The organism is Massilia sp. Soil_C_3, assembly GCF_057657035.1.
Genome location: NZ_JBDGJG010000004.1, coordinates 461101 through 478907, shown reverse-complemented (window position 1 = coordinate 478907; position 17807 = coordinate 461101). Strand labels below are relative to the sequence as shown.

At 63.8% G+C, this 17807-nt stretch carries 8 protein-coding genes; 6 read left to right on the top strand and 2 right to left on the bottom strand.

Translation table 11 applies throughout. The features are described 5' to 3' along the window. Positions 1-2 precede the first annotated feature (2 nt). Positions 3-998: a diacylglycerol/lipid kinase family protein gene (locus tag AC3A6F_RS10305; RefSeq protein WP_487680336.1), complete on the top strand. Its 996-nt coding sequence runs from the start codon at positions 3-5 to the stop codon at positions 996-998. A gap of 185 nt (positions 999-1183) precedes the next feature. Here AC3A6F_RS10305 and AC3A6F_RS10300 read toward each other — a convergent pair whose 3' ends face one another. After that, positions 1184-4078 carry an alpha-L-rhamnosidase-related protein gene (locus AC3A6F_RS10300; protein WP_487680334.1) on the bottom strand — a complete coding sequence of 965 codons (2895 nt, stop codon included), beginning with the start codon at positions 4076-4078 and terminating at the stop codon, positions 1184-1186. Then, positions 4075-5928, bottom strand: coding sequence for a glycoside hydrolase family 13 protein (locus tag AC3A6F_RS10295; protein WP_487680332.1), 1854 nt, complete (start codon positions 5926-5928; stop codon positions 4075-4077). The genes AC3A6F_RS10300 and AC3A6F_RS10295 overlap by 4 nt, the downstream gene beginning before the upstream one ends. A 442-nt stretch (positions 5929-6370) precedes the next feature. Between AC3A6F_RS10295 and AC3A6F_RS10290 the strand changes: the two genes are divergently transcribed. The 5 genes from AC3A6F_RS10290 to AC3A6F_RS10270 all read left to right on the top strand — a co-directional run bounded on the left by AC3A6F_RS10290 (position 6371) and on the right by AC3A6F_RS10270 (position 17772). Further along, complete coding sequence (locus AC3A6F_RS10290) at positions 6371-9250, top strand: TonB-dependent receptor (RefSeq protein WP_487680330.1); 2880 nt, start codon at positions 6371-6373, stop codon at positions 9248-9250. Positions 9251-9335: 85 nt separating this feature from the next. Then, a complete protein-coding gene (locus AC3A6F_RS10285; protein WP_487680328.1) occupies positions 9336-10847 on the top strand; it encodes a tryptophan halogenase family protein in 1512 nt (503 codons plus the stop codon). A 438-nt stretch (positions 10848-11285) separates the two neighbouring features. Next, complete coding sequence (locus tag AC3A6F_RS10280) at positions 11286-13955, top strand: TonB-dependent receptor (RefSeq protein WP_487680326.1); 2670 nt, start codon at positions 11286-11288, stop codon at positions 13953-13955. Between the two features lie 214 nt (positions 13956-14169). After that, positions 14170-16005: a DEAD/DEAH box helicase gene (locus AC3A6F_RS10275; protein WP_487680324.1), complete on the top strand. Its 1836-nt coding sequence runs from the start codon at positions 14170-14172 to the stop codon at positions 16003-16005. A gap of 432 nt (positions 16006-16437) precedes the next feature. Further along, a complete protein-coding gene (locus tag AC3A6F_RS10270; protein ID WP_487680322.1) occupies positions 16438-17772 on the top strand; it encodes an MFS transporter in 1335 nt (444 codons plus the stop codon). Positions 17773-17807 lie beyond the last annotated feature (35 nt).

Genomic DNA, 17807 nt, shown 5'->3' with positions numbered 1-17807 from the left:
CGATGCCATCCAACGAGTTGCTGCCAGACGCCCATTTCTACATTGTCTTGAATGCCGGTTCCGGGCATTCCGAGACCGAAGAGCGCATCTCGACGATCCGCGAGGTCATGGACAAGTCGGGCCGGGTCTGCCACCTGGAAGTGGTCGAAGATCCAGAGAGACTGGAACACATCGCCCGTGAAATGGCCGCCAAGGCCCTCGCTAACGGCGGCGTGCTGGTCGCGGCCGGCGGCGACGGCACCATCAACACGGTGGCGCACCAGGCGGTGCTGGCCGGCTGCCTGTTCGGCGTGCTGCCGCAAGGCACCTTCAATTATTTTGGACGCACACACGGCATCCCGGAAGACCTGGCCGAGGCGGTGTATGCGATGTTGAACGCCGAGGTAAGGCCGGTGCAGATCGGCATGCTCAACAATAAAATCTTCCTGGTCAATGCCAGCGTGGGTTTGTATCCGGCGCTGCTCGAGGAGCGTGAGAACGACAAGCGCGAATATGGCCGCAGCCGCGTCGTGGCCTTCCTGTCGGCGATCAAGATGGCGCTGCGACCCCACCGTCACCTGCGCATCACGCTCGAACTCGACGGCAAGGAAAAGCGTTTACACACCACGACTTTGTTCGTGGGTAATAATCGCTTGCAGATGGAGCAGGTCGGGATGGAAGGCCTGACCGAGGCGGTGGAAGAAGGCCAGCTGGTGGCGCTGGCGCCCAAGCCGATGGGCAAGCTCGGGCTGCTGGGCCTCTTGATCCGCGGCGCTTTCGGCAAGCTCGGCGCGGGCGACGACGTCATCGCCTTCGCGTTCAAGAGCATGACGGTGCGCACGCCGTCGTTCTATGGCCGCAAGCGCCTGAAGGTGGCGGCCGACGGCGAGGTGAGCAAGATGGCGACGCCGTTCGAATTCAGGGTGCTTGAAGGGCGGCTCAAGCTGCTGGTGTCTTCGAGCGGACGCGGTGAGCCGAGGCCCGTGGAGAGTGCGGGCGGAACGTTCGAGACTGCCTGAAGCTGGCGCACCCACGCGGCATTCATGTCCATCGTTGCAGCCAGAACGTCGTCCCCGCGAAGGCGGGGACCCAAGCTCGCAAGCGGGCCACTTCGTCAATCGACAGTGGTCTGCTGAAAACTTGGGTCCCCGCCTTCGCGGGGACGACGGTGGCGAAGCGGACAGCTCGGCTAGCGAAGCCTGCTTTACTTCACCCGCAACAACCGCACCCCATAAATATCGAACCGGTTCGACGGCTCCGCGCCGCCGGCGCCGGTGAAGCTGCGGTTACTGTCGAGATAACTCATATTGTAGAAGTCCGTCATCTCGAGACGGTAGCTGCCCGCCCTGACGCGCGCCGCCAGCGGCGTCGAATACACGCTCGGCGTGTCCTTCTGCAGCAGCGGCGCATGCGGCAGCTGGATCACGCCCTGGGCCACGATCTTGCCACTGCCATCCTTCAGCGCCAGCCATTTCACGCCGCCGCTGATGCCCAGGTTCACCTGGTTGGCGCCGTTGTGATAACGCACCTGAATGCGGTAATCGCCCGCACGCTCGATGCGGACGCCTTCGACGGCGAAGCGGTCATCCGGCTTGCCCCAGTCCTTCAGGTGCGGTTGGGTGAAACGCACGTCGGCCGCCGTCGTCTTCAGGTTCGAGGCGACGCGTGCATCGGTCACGGGAATCTCGATGCCCGCATCGACGCAGCGCGGCTGGCTGTGATGGCTGACGTTGCCGCTGTCGGTGTACAGCGCCTCGACCGCGTAGCAGGACGTGGCGCCGGCCTTGCGATCGACCCAGGCCCCGGCCGGCAGCTTGTCGGCCACCAGCTTGCCGTCGCGGTAGACGCGGTAGCGCACGTCGGCGGCATTGCCGTTGGCGCCGATCTGCAGGGTGACGGGGCCCGAGGCTGTGCGCGCCAGGCTGTCGATGGTGGGCTCGCGCGGGCCGAAGACGGCGCTCGCTTCGTCATAGGGATTGGCGTTGACGCGGCGGATGTCCTGCTGGCCGGCCACCAGCTGGCCGAGCACGATCTCGATGCGGTTGCTGTCGGCCAGCGCGTCCAGGCGGATGGTGCCGGTAACCGGCTTGCCATTCAGGACGATGCGCAGGACGGCGTAATAGCCATCTTTCTCGCTCGCGGCAGGCAGTTGCAGGCGCACGTCGATGCGCTTGTCGTGCAGGCGCAGGTCGTGCAGCGAGATCTCGTTCGTGGCGCCAAAGGTTTCGCGGCGCAGCTTGGCCGTCACGAACGGCTTCAACGCGATGCCGTCGTCCAGCGTCTCCACGCCGAACACATTCTTGACCACCATGCCGAGATAGCCGCCGACCGACCATAGCTGGCGGCGCGAGTTGATCACCGGACCGCTCAGTCCTGGATTGTTCTCATCGAGCAGCAGCGGCTGGCCGGACAGCCACTCGAGGTTTTCCATATTCGACAGGTTCACCGCCGCCCCGCGCATCAACGAAGCGTAGGCCACATCGGCCACCGCCGCGTTCTGGCCCAGTGCCGCCGCCCGTAGGCCATAGGCGGTCACGAAAGGCCAGCTCGAGCGGTTGTGATACACCGGCGCGCCAATCTGCTGCGGCCAGATCATCGGGGCGCCCAGCGGACCGTGCGGATAGCGCGCCAGGATCGAGCGCGCCTGGCGCTCATCGGCCACGCCGCTGACGATGGTCAGCGCCTGGCCCAGCCAGTCGAATTTGTGCAGCGGCGCGTCGTCCAGGTGACCGGCGGTGAGGCTGCTGTACATGCCTTCATCTGCAAGCCACAGGCGCGCGTTGATTGCCCGTTTCAGTTCCGCGGCCCAGCGCGCGTAGCGCTGCGCCTTGTCGTTATCCTTGTGCTCGCGCGCCAGCCTGGCCGCCAGGTTCAGCGCCTGGTAATACACGACGTTGGTCGACAGCGCCTTGGAGCTGGCCATCGAGGCCAGGTCGCCCGGGATCCAGGCGGCATAGGTCTGGTCGCGCCAGTCGAGGAAGGACTCCTCGCCCGTGTACAGGCCAGACACCGGATCGAAGGCCGCCACGCGATCGATCTCGATCGTGTTCGACAGCGCCTTCAGGGCGCGCGCCGCGAACGCGGCGCGTTCGGAAGCGGGCAGGGTGCGCAGCGTTTCCTCGGCCGCCAGGGCCCATGTCAGCCGGTCGGTGCTGACCGGCCAGCTGCCGCCGCTGCCGGTATCCTGCACGATCTGCAGGCCGTCCGGCGTGCCCGGGATCTGCGGCGCGGCCGTGATGTCCGGACGCCAGCCCGAGAGCTTGAAGTCCAGTGAATTGCGCACCCGCTGCGGGTCGAGCAGGGCCAGGCCCAGGTCGGCCGCATACGACAGGTCGCGGGTCCAGACGTAAGCCCATTTCTCGCCGGTGGCAAAGCACGCGCAGTCGATTGCGTTGCCGCCGTTGTAGTTGCCGTCGTTGATCTGGCTGACCGAATTCTGGCGCATCTCGCGCCCCGCCATGGCGAACAGGGCGTCGAAGGCCAGGTTGCCGCTGCGTACGCGCGGCAGGCCGTCTTCTTCGGCATACTCGACGTGCTGCGGACCGGGATCGCGCAGCAGCATGGTGCTCGACTGGACGTAGCGGCGCAGCGGCGCGTCCGCATCCGGCGTCGAGTAGCGCACGGTTTCCACCTTGCCGTCCCAGGTCGGCCATTGCTGGGTTGCCTGGGCCGCGTGGCCGGCATGCGGATCGGGGCCGGCGCCACGCTGGGTGTCGGCGATGCGCGCCACTTTCAGCACGGGTTTTGCGCGGTCGCGCGCGTCGATCGTGAAGCGGTAGGTGCCCGGCTGGCGCACGAACAGGAAGGTCTCGGGACCGGACTGCCGCTCCAGGCGGTAGTCGGTGTCGGGCCTGACGCTGGTGCTTCTATCGGGATCGATCACCCACTCGGCGCTCCAGTCGCCCGTGCCCAGCTTGAACGCGTGGTTGCCGGGCATGACCTCGACGTCGGCCTGGTAGATGCCATCGCCCTTGGCCGCCAGCGGACTGGCGGTGCCCCAGCCATTGAAGGCGCCGCGCACGTACAGGCCGTCGACGTTCTGGGCAAGCACGCCGCCACAGGAGAGCAGGGCGGCCAGGGCGATGGCATGGCGCTTCATTGCGGCGCCGCCAGTTCGAGGACGACGGCGGCGCGGGCTGGAAGCGTCAACTTCTCGCGCAAGTCGTAGGTCTTGCCGGTCAGGGCGTCGGTGCCGCTGGCCACGCCGGAGAGCATCTCGCGGAAGCGCACGACGTCCAGCGACATCTCCTTGCTGTTGTTGTTGAAGGCGACCAGCACCTTCTTGTCATCGTTGTAGCGGAAGTAGACCCAGGTGTTGTCCTGCGGGCCGTAATGCATCATCTTGCCGTTGTGGATGACCGGCTGGCCCTTGCGCCAGTTGGCCAGCTTGCGCACGAAGTCCTGCGCAGTGCGCTCTTTCTTGCTCAGGCCAGTGCCCTTGAACGCATCGACCTTGTCGCCGGCCCAGCCGCCCGGGAACGGGGTGCGGTAGGTGGCGTCGTTGCGCTCGCCGACGGCGCTGGTCATCAGGATCTCGTCGCCCGTGTAGAACTGCGGGATGCGCGGCGCCGTCATCATGAAGATCATGGCCATGCGGTACTTGTCGAAGTCTTCGCCCACTTCGCTGTAGATGCGCGACATGTCGTGGTTGTCGGCGAACAGCACCAGGTTGCCCGGCTCCGGATACAGGTAATCCAGCGACAGCGTCTCGTAGACGTCGGTGAAGACGTTGCCGCCTTTTTTATCGGCCAGTGCGCGGCGCATCGCCTCGGCCACCGGGAAGTCCATCAGGCTCGGCGTGTATGCCTGATAGCCGTCGAAGTTCTGCTTGCCGCGCTGCCAGTAGGCGACCACCGGCACCTTGGTTGACCACTCTTCGCCGACCAGGTTCAGGTTCGGGTATTCCGCCATCAGGCGCTTCGTGTACTCGCCCAGGAAGGCCTTGTCCGAATAGCCGAAGGTGTCGATGCGCAGCCCTGACAAACCCGCGTATTCGATCCACCAGATATTGTTCTGGATGAGGTAGTTCGATACCAGCTGATTGGACTGGTTCATGTCGGGCATGCTCTTGACGAACCAGCCACGCGTGAAGTTGTCGGCGTCTTCCTTCGAGCCGTATGGATCCTGCACCGCCGTGTGGTAGTGGTGGGTCGGCACGAACTTGTCGCTGTAGTTGATCCAGTCCGGCGTCGGCAAATCCTTCATCCACCAGTGGTGGCTGCCGATGTGCGACAGCACCACGTCCTGGATGATGCCGATGCCGTGTTTTTTCGCTTCCTGCGACAGGCGCCTGAAATCCTCGTTGCTGCCGTAGCGCGGGTCGATCTTGTACAGGTCGGTCGCCGCATAGCCGTGGTAGGAGTAGCCCGGCATATTATTTTCGATCAGCGGCGTCGGCCACAGCTGGGTGAAGCCCATGCCGGCGACGTAGTCGAGGCGGTCGATGATGCCCTTGATGTCGCCGCCGTGGCGGCCCAGGCCGCCCTTGCGGTCGAGCTTATCGGGCATGCCCTCGACGCTGTCGTTGGACGGGTCGCCGTTGGCGAAACGGTCCGGCATGATCTGGTAGATCGCGTCCTTGCTGCTGAAACCCTGGCGTTCGGCGGAGCCGGCCTCGCGCTCCAGCAGGCGATAGGTGTAGTTGGCCGTGCGGTTGGCGCCCTTGAAGGCGATGTCGAAGCTGCCGGGCTTGACCTTCGGGTCGAGCGCCAGGTCGATGAACAGGTAGTTGCGGTTCGGGGTGCGGGTCACCGAGGCGATGCGCACGCCCGGATACGCCAGCGACGGGTCCAGGTCGGCGATCTTGTCGCCATACACCATCAATTGCACCTGGGCGTGCTGCATGCCGGCCCACCAGAAAGGCGGCTCCATGCGGGCGATGTCGGGGGTTTGGGCGTGCGCGGCGAGCGTAGCGCCGCCCAGCACGATGCTGGCGAAGAGTTGTCTCATGATTATTGAGCGCCTTTACCGCTATCAGCTGTTCAGGTAGTAAGACTACAAACCCATGCAGAATGAGTGCGGATCGGGCGCTAAGTGTTGTTGTGTTGGCGAAAGAGTACTATAGAAAATGGTCGCTAACAATCAATACACCCCCTGCCGTCTCTAGTGGAACTACACGGGCGCGCTTCTGCCGAATCTTAAGATTTCCTTTAGAAACAGTGCGAAATCTCCTTCCGCGCAGCCGAACACGGCTATTTCTGTAGCCCAGGTACAACGAGCGCCATACTGTTTTTTACGAAACCTGCCATTATTGTCGATACACACAGTTATTCGACTGCAACATCTAGTTTTAGTACAGACGTTCGGTTGGGGCTGATAAAAATTGTCGAGGCAATGACCCCGGCAGCGGCACGGCCGCGCCGCGGGAACCCGCCTTTCACCGAGGAGACACATGAAAGCTACCGCCACCAGGCGCGCCGGCAAGTCGGCGCGTACCGCATTCCCGTTGAACCCGTTCGCCGCGGGCTGCGCCGTCCTGCTGTCGGCGCTGGCTGGCCAGGCCTTCGCGCAGGCGTCCGGCAGCGCAGAGCAGACCGCCGTCGCACCGAACACCCCGACCGCGGCCGCCACCAGCGAAGTCATCGCTACTCCGACGCCAGTCCCTAACGTCTCGACCGTCACCGTGACCGGCATCCGCCAGGGCATCGAGGCGGCGATCTCGGTCAAGCGCAATTCCAATTCCATCGTCGAAGCGATTTCGGCCGAAGACATCGGCAAGCTGCCCGATTCCTCGGTGGCCGAATCGATCGCACGCCTGCCGGGCGTGACCGCCCAGCGCAGCCGCGGTTCGGGACGCGCGTCCGAAATCTCGGTGCGCGGCCTGTCGCCGAGCTTCAACGGCACCCTGCTCAACGGCCGCGAAATGGCCTCGACCGGTAACGCCCGCAATCCTGAATTCGACCTGTTCCCGTCCGAGCTGATGGGCGGCGTGGTAATCTACAAGACCCCGGACGCGAGCGTGATCGGCCAGGGCCTGGCCGCGACCATCGACCTCAAGACCGTGCAGCCGCTCGACTTCGGCAAGCGCGTCATCGCCGTCAACTACAAGAAGAGCCGCCTGGGCGTGCGCACGGCCGAAGAAGGCGATGGCGACCGCTTCTCGCTGTCGTACATCGACCAGTTCGCCAATCGCACGATCGGCGTGGCGGTCGGCCTGACCTCGTACGACGAAACCGGCGGCGAGCAGCGCAAGTTCGACGCCTGGGGCGGCCAGACCTCGGTCCTGCCTTACCAGGGCCGCGACGTGATCCTGCCGATGGGCTTCACCGCCGACACCGAAACCGGCTATCACAACCGCGACGGCGCCTTCGCCTCGCTGCAATGGCGCCCGAACCGCAACTTCCGTTCGACGATCGACCTGTTCTATTCGGCCGGCGAAACCGGCTACAAGCGCAGCGGCATCGAAGGCGCCGTCGGCGCCAACACCTCCGGCCTGTACGATCCGGCCGGCGTGCTGGAAAACGTGACGGTGCAGAACGGCATCGCCACCAGCGGCACCCTGACCAACTACAAGGGCGTGGTTCGCAACCACATCGAGTCGGCGGACGACGACCTGAAAACCGTCGGCTGGAAGAACGAGCTGAAACTGGGCGAGTGGAATACCAGCGCCGACATCACCTGGTCCAAGGCCACCAAGCTGAGCTCGCGCTATGAAACCAGCGCCGGCCTGCCGGGCAATGCGGCCAACCTGGACACGATCTCGTGGACCGGCTTCAACGGCGGCAACTTCACCGACATCGCCTGGCGCACCGGCCTGAACTACGCCGACCCCAACGTCGCCCAGCTGACCGACGTCAACGGCTGGTCGGGCACGGCCGACAATCCGCTGGCCCAGGCCGGTTACCTGGCGCAGCCGTATATCGAAGACACGCTCAAGGCGATCCGTCTGAATGCCAAGCGCAACGTCGAATGGGGCCCGGTGTCGGCGCTCCAGTTCGGCTACAACTTCACCGACCGCGAAAAAGCCCGTACCGGCGACGAAGGCCGCCTGATGATCATCGGCGGCGACCGCTTTGGCGCCGTCGCGATGCCGGGCGCCACGCCGAACACGGCCGGCACCAGCGGCATCCCGATCTCCACCTGGAATCCGCTCGGCTCGCTCGGCTCGGTCTATGAGCTGGCGCCGAAGGTCAATGCCGACATCCTTACCAAGATGTGGGACGTCAAGGAAACCGTGCAGACCGCCTACGTCATGGGCGACCTGAACGGCGAGCTGTTCGGCCTGGAATACCGCGGCAACGTCGGCACCCAGTTCGTGCACACCAAGCAGATGGGCGGCGGCTTCAACAGCGGCAACTGCACCGGCGAGACCGCCGACACCTGCCCGGTGGTGCGTACGACCGGCGAGCACGATTACTGGGATGTGCTGCCGAGCCTGAACCTGTCGTTCGACCTCAAGAACGACCAGGTGCTGCGCATGGGCATGGCGCAAGTGCTGTCGCGTCCGACCCTGGACGACCTACGCGGCGGTATCGGCTTTGGCGTCAACACCGGCGTGACCAACCCCTTCCTCAGCGGCGGCGGCGGCAACCCGATGCTCGAGCCGTTCAAGGCCAAGTCGTTCGACCTGTCGTACGAGAAATACTTCGGCAAGAAGGGCTATATCAGCGCGGCCGGCTTCTACAAGAAGCTCGACACCTTCATCCTGCGTACGCCGTCGGAATACGACTTCGCGCCGTGGGTCACCGAGACCACGCCGCTGCCGACCTCGGGCGCCAACGCCGGTTCGACCATCGGCGTGCTGAACCGTCCTGAAAACGGCGACGGCGGCACCATCCGCGGCTACGAGCTGGCGATCAACGTGCCGCTCGAGATGGTGCATCCATGGCTGGACGGCTTTGGCATCCTGGCCAACCACTCGAACACGACGTCGAAGATCGACCTGCCGGCTTTAGGCTTCGGCAATGTGCAGACGGCGGCGACCACCATCCCGCTGCCGGGCCTGTCGCGCAAGGTCAGCAACCTGCGCCTGTACTACGAGAAGAACGGCTTCCAGATCGCCGCTGCGGCGCGCAAGCGTTCGGACTTCCTGGGCCAGTCGCCCGACTTCTCGGACACGCTGCAGTACACCTTCGTGAAGGGCGAGACCATCGTCGACTTCCAGATCTCGTACGAGATCCAGAAGGGCTTCGCCAAGGGCATGTCGGTGTTCGCCCAGGCGAACAACTGGAACAACGCACCGTATCAGGAGTACACCGACAACAGCGATTCGATCACCCGTCGCGTGGAGTACGGCCGCACCTACCAGTTCGGCGCCAACTACAAGTTCTGATCACGAGCAGGACTACAATGCAACCCTCGCGGCCGCCCGGCTCCGGGGGTTGTTTTTTCTTGGACGAGACAGCAGGACTAAACATATGGAAAACCAGGCAATCAAGGACATCGTGATCGTCGGCGGCGGCACCGCCGGCTGGATGACGGCGGCGGCGTTGAGCAGCATGCTGGGCGGCCGCTACAACATCCGGCTGGTGGAGTCGGACGAGATCGGCATCGTCGGCGTCGGCGAGGCGACCATCCCGATGATCCAGCGCTTCAACCGCGTGGTCGGCATCGACGAGAACGAATTCATGCGCGAGACGATGGGCAGCTTCAAGCTGGGCATCGAGTTCGTCAACTGGGGCAAACTGGGCGAGCGCTATATGCACGGCTTCGGGCGCATGGGGCAAGACCTGGCCACCGTGCCGTTCGAGCAATACTGGCACAAGATGCGCACGCTGGGTAAGGCCGCGCCGCTCGAGGAATACTCGATCACGCGCATGGCGGCCAAGGCCGGCAAGTTCATGCCGGCGCGCACCGATGTACCGAATTCGCCGCTGGGCGACATCGCCTATGCCTATCACTTCGATGCCAGCCTGTACGCGAAATACCTGAGAAAGCTGTGCGAGGGCCGTGGCGTCACACGCATCGAAGGCAAGATCGCGCGCGCCACCCGGCGCGAGCCGGACGGCTTCATCGATGCGGTCGAACTCGAAAGCGGCCAGCGCATCGAAGGCGAGTTGTTCATCGATTGCTCGGGTTTCCGCGGCTTGCTGATCGAGCAGGCGCTCGAGACCGGCTACGAGGACTGGACCGGTTGGCTGCCGGCCGACCGCGCGCTGGCCGTGCCCTGCGAGTCGGTGCCGGCCATTACGCCGTTCACCCGCGCCACCGCGCACAAGTCGGGCTGGCAGTGGCGCATCCCGCTGCAGCACCGCACCGGCAACGGCCACGTCTACTGCAGCCGTTTCATCAGCGACGACGAGGCGGCGGCCACGCTGCTGGCCAACCTCGACGGCCGCGCGCTGGCCGAGCCGCGCCTGATCAAGTTCCAGACCGGGATGCGCAAAGAGGCCTGGAACCGCAACGTGGTGGCGATCGGCCTGTCGAGCGGTTTCCTGGAGCCGCTCGAGTCGACCAGCATCCACCTGATCCAGTCGAGCATCGCGCGCCTGGTCGAGCTGTTCCCTGACCGCCGTTTCAGCGACGTCGACCGCGACGAATTCAACCGCCAGTCGCGCTTCGAGTACGAGCGCGTGCGCGACTTCATCATCCTGCACTACCACCTGAACCAGCGCACCGACTCGGCCTACTGGACCGAATGCGCCAATATGGCGATTCCGGCGACGCTGCGCCAGAAGATGGACTTGTATCGTTCGCGCGGCAAGGTCGTGCGGGTCGATAACGAGCTGTTCTCGGAGGTCGGCTGGCTGCAGGTGTTCGAAGGGCAGAACATGCCGATCGACGGTTACCACCCGCTGGCCGATACCCAGTCCGAGGCCGACATTGCCGACTACATGGGCAGCGTGCGCGACGTGATCCGCAAGTGCGTGGACGTGATGCCATCGCATGACGAATACATCGCGAAGCATTGCGCCGCCAAAAAAGCCTAGCCTTGTCGCCAGCTCCACCGCGCGGCCGCCCACGGGCGGCCTTTTTTACGTCTGTTGTAAGGCTGCATCATCATTTGGAACTTATCTATGTAGCAAATTTTCAGTCTTCGAGCTGCAGCCTCATCGATCTGAATGATTTACTACAGGAAGCGCACCAAGATGGTGCGAGGCAATAAACATCTGCCGGTTTTGAGGGCATTTGTAGCCCGACTACAGAGCCACTATATTGCCTTGTCGCTCTTAAACAACGGAAAATCCTTTAAATTACAATGTATTAGCCAAATCCAACCCGCAATCCTTGCTCTAAATAACTCCCGTTGACAGTGCATCTAGTTTTAATACAAAATTCCGCCCAACGTTGATTTTGTCGCAAAAAGCCGATCCCGGTCTGCTCAAGCAGGTGATTTCGGGACTACATCGTTCTATCTGAGGGGACACATGAAAAATATCGCCACCAAGCGTGCCGCATTCCAGCTGAGCCCGGTTGCCGCCGGCTGCGCCATCCTTGTCACGGTCCTGGCCGGCAGCGCCCATGCGCAAACCGCCGCTACCAGCGAAGCCGCCAACCTGAACCCGGACGCGCCTGTCACCACCGTGACCGTGACCGGCATCCGCCGCGCGATCGAAGATGCGATCGCTGTCAAGCGCGAATCGACCGGCATCGTCGAAGCGATTTCCTCGGAAGACATCGGCAAGCTGCCGGACGTGTCGATCGCCGAATCGCTGGCCCGCCTGCCGGGCCTGTCGGCCCAGCGCGTCAATGGCCAGGCCCAGCAGATCAGCATCCGCGGCACCTCGGGCGACCTGTCGACGGCGCTCCTGAACGGCCGCGAGCAGGTCACCACCAGCTCGGACCGTAGCGTCGAATACGACCAGTACCCATCGGAACTGATCAGCGCCGTCACCGTGTACAAGACCGGCGACGCTGCCGTCGTCGGCCAGGGCCTGTCGGGCACGGTCGACCTGCAGACCATCAAGCCGCTGTCGCTGCGCGAGCGCGTCATCACCGTCAATGTGCGCGGCGAAAAGAATTCGAAAGGCTCGATCAGCGCCGGTTCGCCGGACACCGGCAGCCGCATCAGCGCGTCGTACATCGACCAGTTCGCCAACCGCACGTTGGGCGTGGCGATCGGTTATGCGCGCCAGGACAAGCCGAACGTGCACCAGCAGTTCGAGACCTGGGACTGGGTGGACGACACCAATGTCGTGCCAGGCTCGACCGTTAAAGTGCCGAAGGGCATGAAGTCGATGGCCACCACCGGCGACCAGGTGCGCGACGGCCTGATGGGTGTGCTGGAATGGCGCCCGAACCGCAACTTCAGCTCGACCTTCGACGTCTATCACTCGCGCTTCGACCAGGAAGAAATCCGCCGCGGCATCGAAATGCCGCTGAAGGACGACGGCGAAGTGCGCTTCTCGAACGCAACCGTGGTCAACGGCACCGCGATCGCCGGCACTGCCAACAACGTCAATCCGGTCGTGCGCAACAACCGCATGACGCGCGACGACAAGCTGACCGCCTTCGGCTGGAACAACCGCTACAGCTCGGGCGACTGGGTCGGTATCGTCGACATCAGCCGTTCCAAGGCTGACCACAAGGAAGAGCTGGTCGAGATCAACGCCGGCCGCGCCGCGCGCCAGACCCTGGACTACAGCTATAACGGCGGCACCATTCCGCAGCTGTCGCTGTCGGGCGCGTATGACGATCCGTCGCAGATCGCCATCGGCGGCCAGTTCGGCGAAGGCTATGTGAATGCCCCGAACATGACCGACAAGATGACGTCGTTCCGCGTCAGCCTGGAGCGCAAGTTCTCGGACGGTCCGTTCAGCAGCCTGGAAGTCGGCTACAACCACTCCAAGCGCGAGAAAGAAAAAGAACACCTGGAAACCGGCTTCTCGAAGATCGGCGACGGCACCTTCGCGCCGGGCGTGCTCAATGGCTCGCAAGGTCTCTACGCGCTGCAGAACTCGCTGAGCTGGGACATCGACGCCGTGCTGGCGAACAACTTCGGCCCGTTCACCCCGACGGTGCTGGTGCCGTGGGGCGCGACCAAGAACTGGACGATCGAAGAAAAGGTCAAGACCGGCTACGCCAAGCTGAACATCGACACCGAACTGATGTCGATGCCGCTGCGCGGCAATATCGGCATGCAAGTCATCGAAACCGACCAGAGCTCGACCGCGAACACGCTGCGCGCCTGGCCGTTCGCCGACCTGGTGCCGCTGACCGACGGCAAGAAGTACACCGACTACCTGCCGAGCGTGAACCTGGCATGGGCCCTGCCTGACCAGCAATTCATCCGCTTCGGCGCCGGCAAGACCCTGGCGCGCGCCAAGCTGAACCAGCTGAACGCCGCCCTGGAAGTGGGCCTGACCGCGCAGACCACCGGCACCCCATGGGGCAACGGCGGCAACGCCCAGCTCGATCCATGGCGCGCCAAGCAGGTCGACCTGTCGTACGAAAAATACTTCGGCAACAAGGGCTATATCTCGGCCGCCGGCTTCTACAAGGACCTGTCCTCGTACATCTACAGCGTGACCGTGCCGCGTGACTTCTCGGAGTTCAACCTGCAGGGCGCCCTGACCAATATCGGCACCATGACCCAGCCGATGAACGGCGAAGGCGGCACCCTGAAGGGCCTGGAGTTCGCGGCCTCGACCCCGCTGGACATGATCCACCCGATGCTGGACGGCTTCGGCATCACCGCCAACGCCTCGTTCACCAGCAGCGAAATCTCGATCGTCGACCAGCGCTTCGGCAGCCTCGCAATCCCGCTGCCAGGCCTGTCCAAGCGCGTGTTCAACGTCACCGCCTACTATGAGAAAGACGGCTTCTCGGCCCGCGTCAGCCAGCGTTATCGCAGCGACTTCGTGGGTGAGATCGGCGGCATTGGCGGCGCCACCGAGCTCACTTACGTGAAAGCTGATAAAGTGGTCGACCTGCAACTGGGTTATGACTTCAAGCAGGTCGAGGGCCTGTCGGTGCTGTTCCAGGTGAATAACCTGACCGACACCGCCTTCCGCAGCTACGCCGGCACCGAAGATCGTCCGCGCGGCTACAGCAAGTACGGCCGCCAGATGCTGCTCGGCCTGAACTACAAGCTGTAAGCAACACACTGGTTGATCGGCACGCCGCCCAGCGCGGCGTCTGCCAGCCCTTGCAGGTTTAGCCTGCAAGGGCTTTTTGTTTTTTTCGGATTCTGTGGTTTTGGCCTCATAATCCACGCCTGTTTAGTCCACGCATCGTCCTATTTAGCGCCTTGCGCGGGGCGACGGTGTAAACTATCGCTTTCGTTTCTACTTATTTAAGAGCAACTCCTTTATGTCTGACACCCCAATTCCATCGTTTTCCGACCTCAATCTTTCGGCGCCTGTCCTGAAAGCATTGAAAGACGTCGGCTACGAAACGCCGTCGCCGATCCAGGCCGCCACCATTCCTTTGCTGCTGGAAGGGCGCGACGTGTTGGGGCAGGCCCAGACCGGGACCGGCAAGACCGCGGCCTTCGCGCTGCCGATCCTGTCGAATATCGACGTCAAGAAAACCGCGCCGCAAGCGCTGGTGCTGGCGCCGACGCGTGAACTGGCGATCCAGGTCGCCGAAGCCTTCCAGAGCTATGCCGCCCATATCAAGGGCTTCCACGTGCTGCCGATCTACGGTGGCCAGAGCTATGGCCCGCAACTGTCGAGCCTGCGCCGCGGCGTGCACGTGGTGGTCGGCACCCCGGGCCGCGTCATCGACCACATCGAGAAAGGCTCGCTCGACCTGTCGCAGCTGACCACCCTGGTGCTGGACGAGGCCGACGAAATGCTGCGCATGGGCTTCATCGACGACGTCGAGCAGATCCTGCAGCAAACCCCGGAGGGCCGCCAGACCACGCTGTTCTCGGCGACCATGCCGCCGGCGATCAAGCGCATCGCCAAGACCTATCTGCGCGATCCGCAAGAAGTCACCGTGGCCGCCAAGACCGGCACTGCCGACAATATCAAGCAGCGCTACTGGCTGGTGGCCGGCATGCACAAGCTCGACGCGCTGACCCGCATCCTCGAAGCCGAGCCGTTCGACGGCATGATCATCTTCGCCCGCACCAAGCTCGGTACCGAAGAACTGGCGACCAAATTGCAGGCGCGCGGCTTCGCGGCCACCGCCATCAATGGCGACATGGCCCAGCAACAGCGCGAGCGCACCATCGAGCAGCTCAAGAACGGCAAGATCGACATCCTGGTGGCGACCGACGTCGCCGCGCGCGGCCTCGACGTCGAGCGCATCAGCCACGTGATCAACTATGACGTGCCGTCCGATCCCGAGAGCTACACCCACCGCATTGGCCGCACCGGCCGGGCAGGGCGCAGCGGCGACGCGATCCTGTTCATCACCCCGCGCGAGCGCGGCCTGCTGAAAGCGATCGAGCGCGCCACCCGCCAGCCGGTGGCGCCGCTCGAGCTGCCGACCATCAAGGTGGTCAATGAAGTGCGCATTACCCGCTTCAAGGACCAGATCCGCACGGCCCTGGCCGAAGGCGGCCTCGAAGTGTTCCGTTCGCTGATCGAAGACATCGAGCGCGACGACAACGTGCCGGCGATCGATATCGCGGCCGCGCTGGCCAAGCTCGCGCGCGGCGACGAGCCGCTGCTGCTGCAAAAGCCCGATCGCGAAGCGCGTCCCGATTTCGTGCCATCGCAACGCGAGTTCGGTGGCGGCGTGCAGGAGCGCGCACCGCGTGCACCGCGCGGTGACTGGGAAGAGCGCCCGGCGCGTCCGGCACGCGAGCCAGGATTCAAGAAAGAGCGCGTGATGCGCGATCCTGAACCGGGCATGGCCACCTTCCGTATCGAAGTCGGCTTCGCCCATGGCGCCAAGCCGGGCAATATCGTCGGCGCCATCGCCAACGAAGCCAATATCCCGTCCAAGCATATCGGCCGTATCGAGATCTATGACGACTACAGCACCCTCGACCTGCCGGACGATATGCCGAAGGAGCTGGTCGAGCACCTGAAGACGATCTGGGTCGCGGGCCGGCAGCTGGCCATCACGCGCGACGGCGAAACGCCGGCCACGCCGCCGGCCAAGAAGCCATATGCCGCCAAGGGCGTCGAGCGTCGCCTTGGCGAAAAGCCAGCTGCCAAGAAGCCGCACCGCAAGGGGCCTAGCCAGGGCTGATCGTCCAGCCACCTGCTTTAGCACGTCGTTCCCGCCCTCGCCGGGCGCCTTGGCGGGAACCCAATTCCTTAACGTGGCCGATACCTTCAAACAGGGTCTCGGCGCACGCAAGCTTGGGTTCCCGCCTCCACGGGAACGACGGTTTGTGGGGTGGTGGATGAAATCATGGTTCGTCAGTGCTGTTGTTTGACTACAAAACAAAGTCTTTATGCTCCCCAGCATGACGTTCTCACTAGAGAACACCACGATTGACACCCAGAAATCACCATGTTATTTTGCTACAGATACGCTAGCCGGACTGTAGTCGTCTGTTTTCGTCCCTTCCGGCCTCGCACCGCATCCTGCACAAGGCACTGACGGTACGCTCAATGCGAGCGGCCGTGCAATCACACGAGAGAGCCCGCACCGTCCGGGCCAGATTGGGGACACACAATGGATATGCAATCGACCGTGGGGAAGCCACGTCTGTCGTTCTGGCAGCTGTGGAATATGAGCTTCGGTTTCTTCGGCATCCAGTTCGGCTTCGCGCTGCAGAACGCCAATACCAGCCGCATCTTCGCCACCCTTGGCGCCGATCCCGACAACCTGGCCCTGTACTGGCTGGCCGCGCCGGTCACGGGCCTCCTGGTCCAGCCCATCATCGGCTACCTGAGCGACAACACCTGGCACCCGAAATGGGGTCGTCGCCGTCCCTTCTTCTTCATCGGCGCCGTGCTGGCCGCGATCGCGCTGTTCCTGATGCCGAATTCCACCGCGCTGTGGATGGCGGTCGCCGTGCTGTGGATGATGGACGCAGCCATCAACGTGTCGATGGAACCGTTCCGCGCCTTCGTGGGCGACAAGCTCGACCCGGCCCAGCAGACCGCGGGCTACGCGATGCAGACCTTCTTCATCGGCTGCGGCGCCGTTATCGCCTCGCTCCTGCCGACCTTCTTCGAGAGCATGGGCGTGTCCAACGCCGCCGTCGGCGGCACGATCCCGGACACCGTGCGCTACTCGTTCTACGCCGGCGGCCTGGTGTTCTTCCTGGCCGTGAGCTGGACCGTGCTGTTCGCCGACGAACTGCCGCCGCCCGACATGGAAGCCTTCCATAAGGAGCGCAAGGCCTCGCGCGGCCTGGGCACGATGTTCGTCGAGATCCTGGGCGGCTTCGGCAAGATGCCGCGCACCATGGTGCAGCTGGCCTTCGTGCAGTTCTTCACCTGGATCGCGCTGTTCGCGATGTGGATCTATACCGGCACCGCGATCGCCGACAACGTCTATGGCACCACCGATGCCCAATCAAGCGCCTACCAGGACGCCGGAAACTGGGTCGGCATCATGTTCGCGGTGTACAGCGGCGTGTCGGCGCTGGCCGCCTTCATCCTGCCGGTGTTCGCCCGCATGACCTCGCGCAAGATCGTGCACGCCACCTGCCTGGTCATCGGCGGCCTGTCGCTGTCCAGCATGTTCCTGATCACCGACAAAGAGATGCTGGTGCTGCCGATGATCGGCATCGGCATCGCCTGGGCCTCGATCCTGACCATGCCGTACGCGATCCTGGCGGGTTCCTTGCCGGCCAAGCGCATGGGTTACTTCATGGGCCTGTTCAACTTCTTCGTCGTGATCCCGCAGATCGTCAGCGGCCTGCTGCTGGGCAGCGTCACCAAGCACCTGTTCGGCGGCCATGCGGTGCTGACCCTGGTGCTGGGCGGCGGCTGCATGCTGGTCGCGGCGGGGCTGACCCTGTTCGTCACCGACAAGGCGGCGCCGGTCTCGAAAGCCTGATCGGACGCTGTTTCCAACCCTCGCGCGCCGTCATT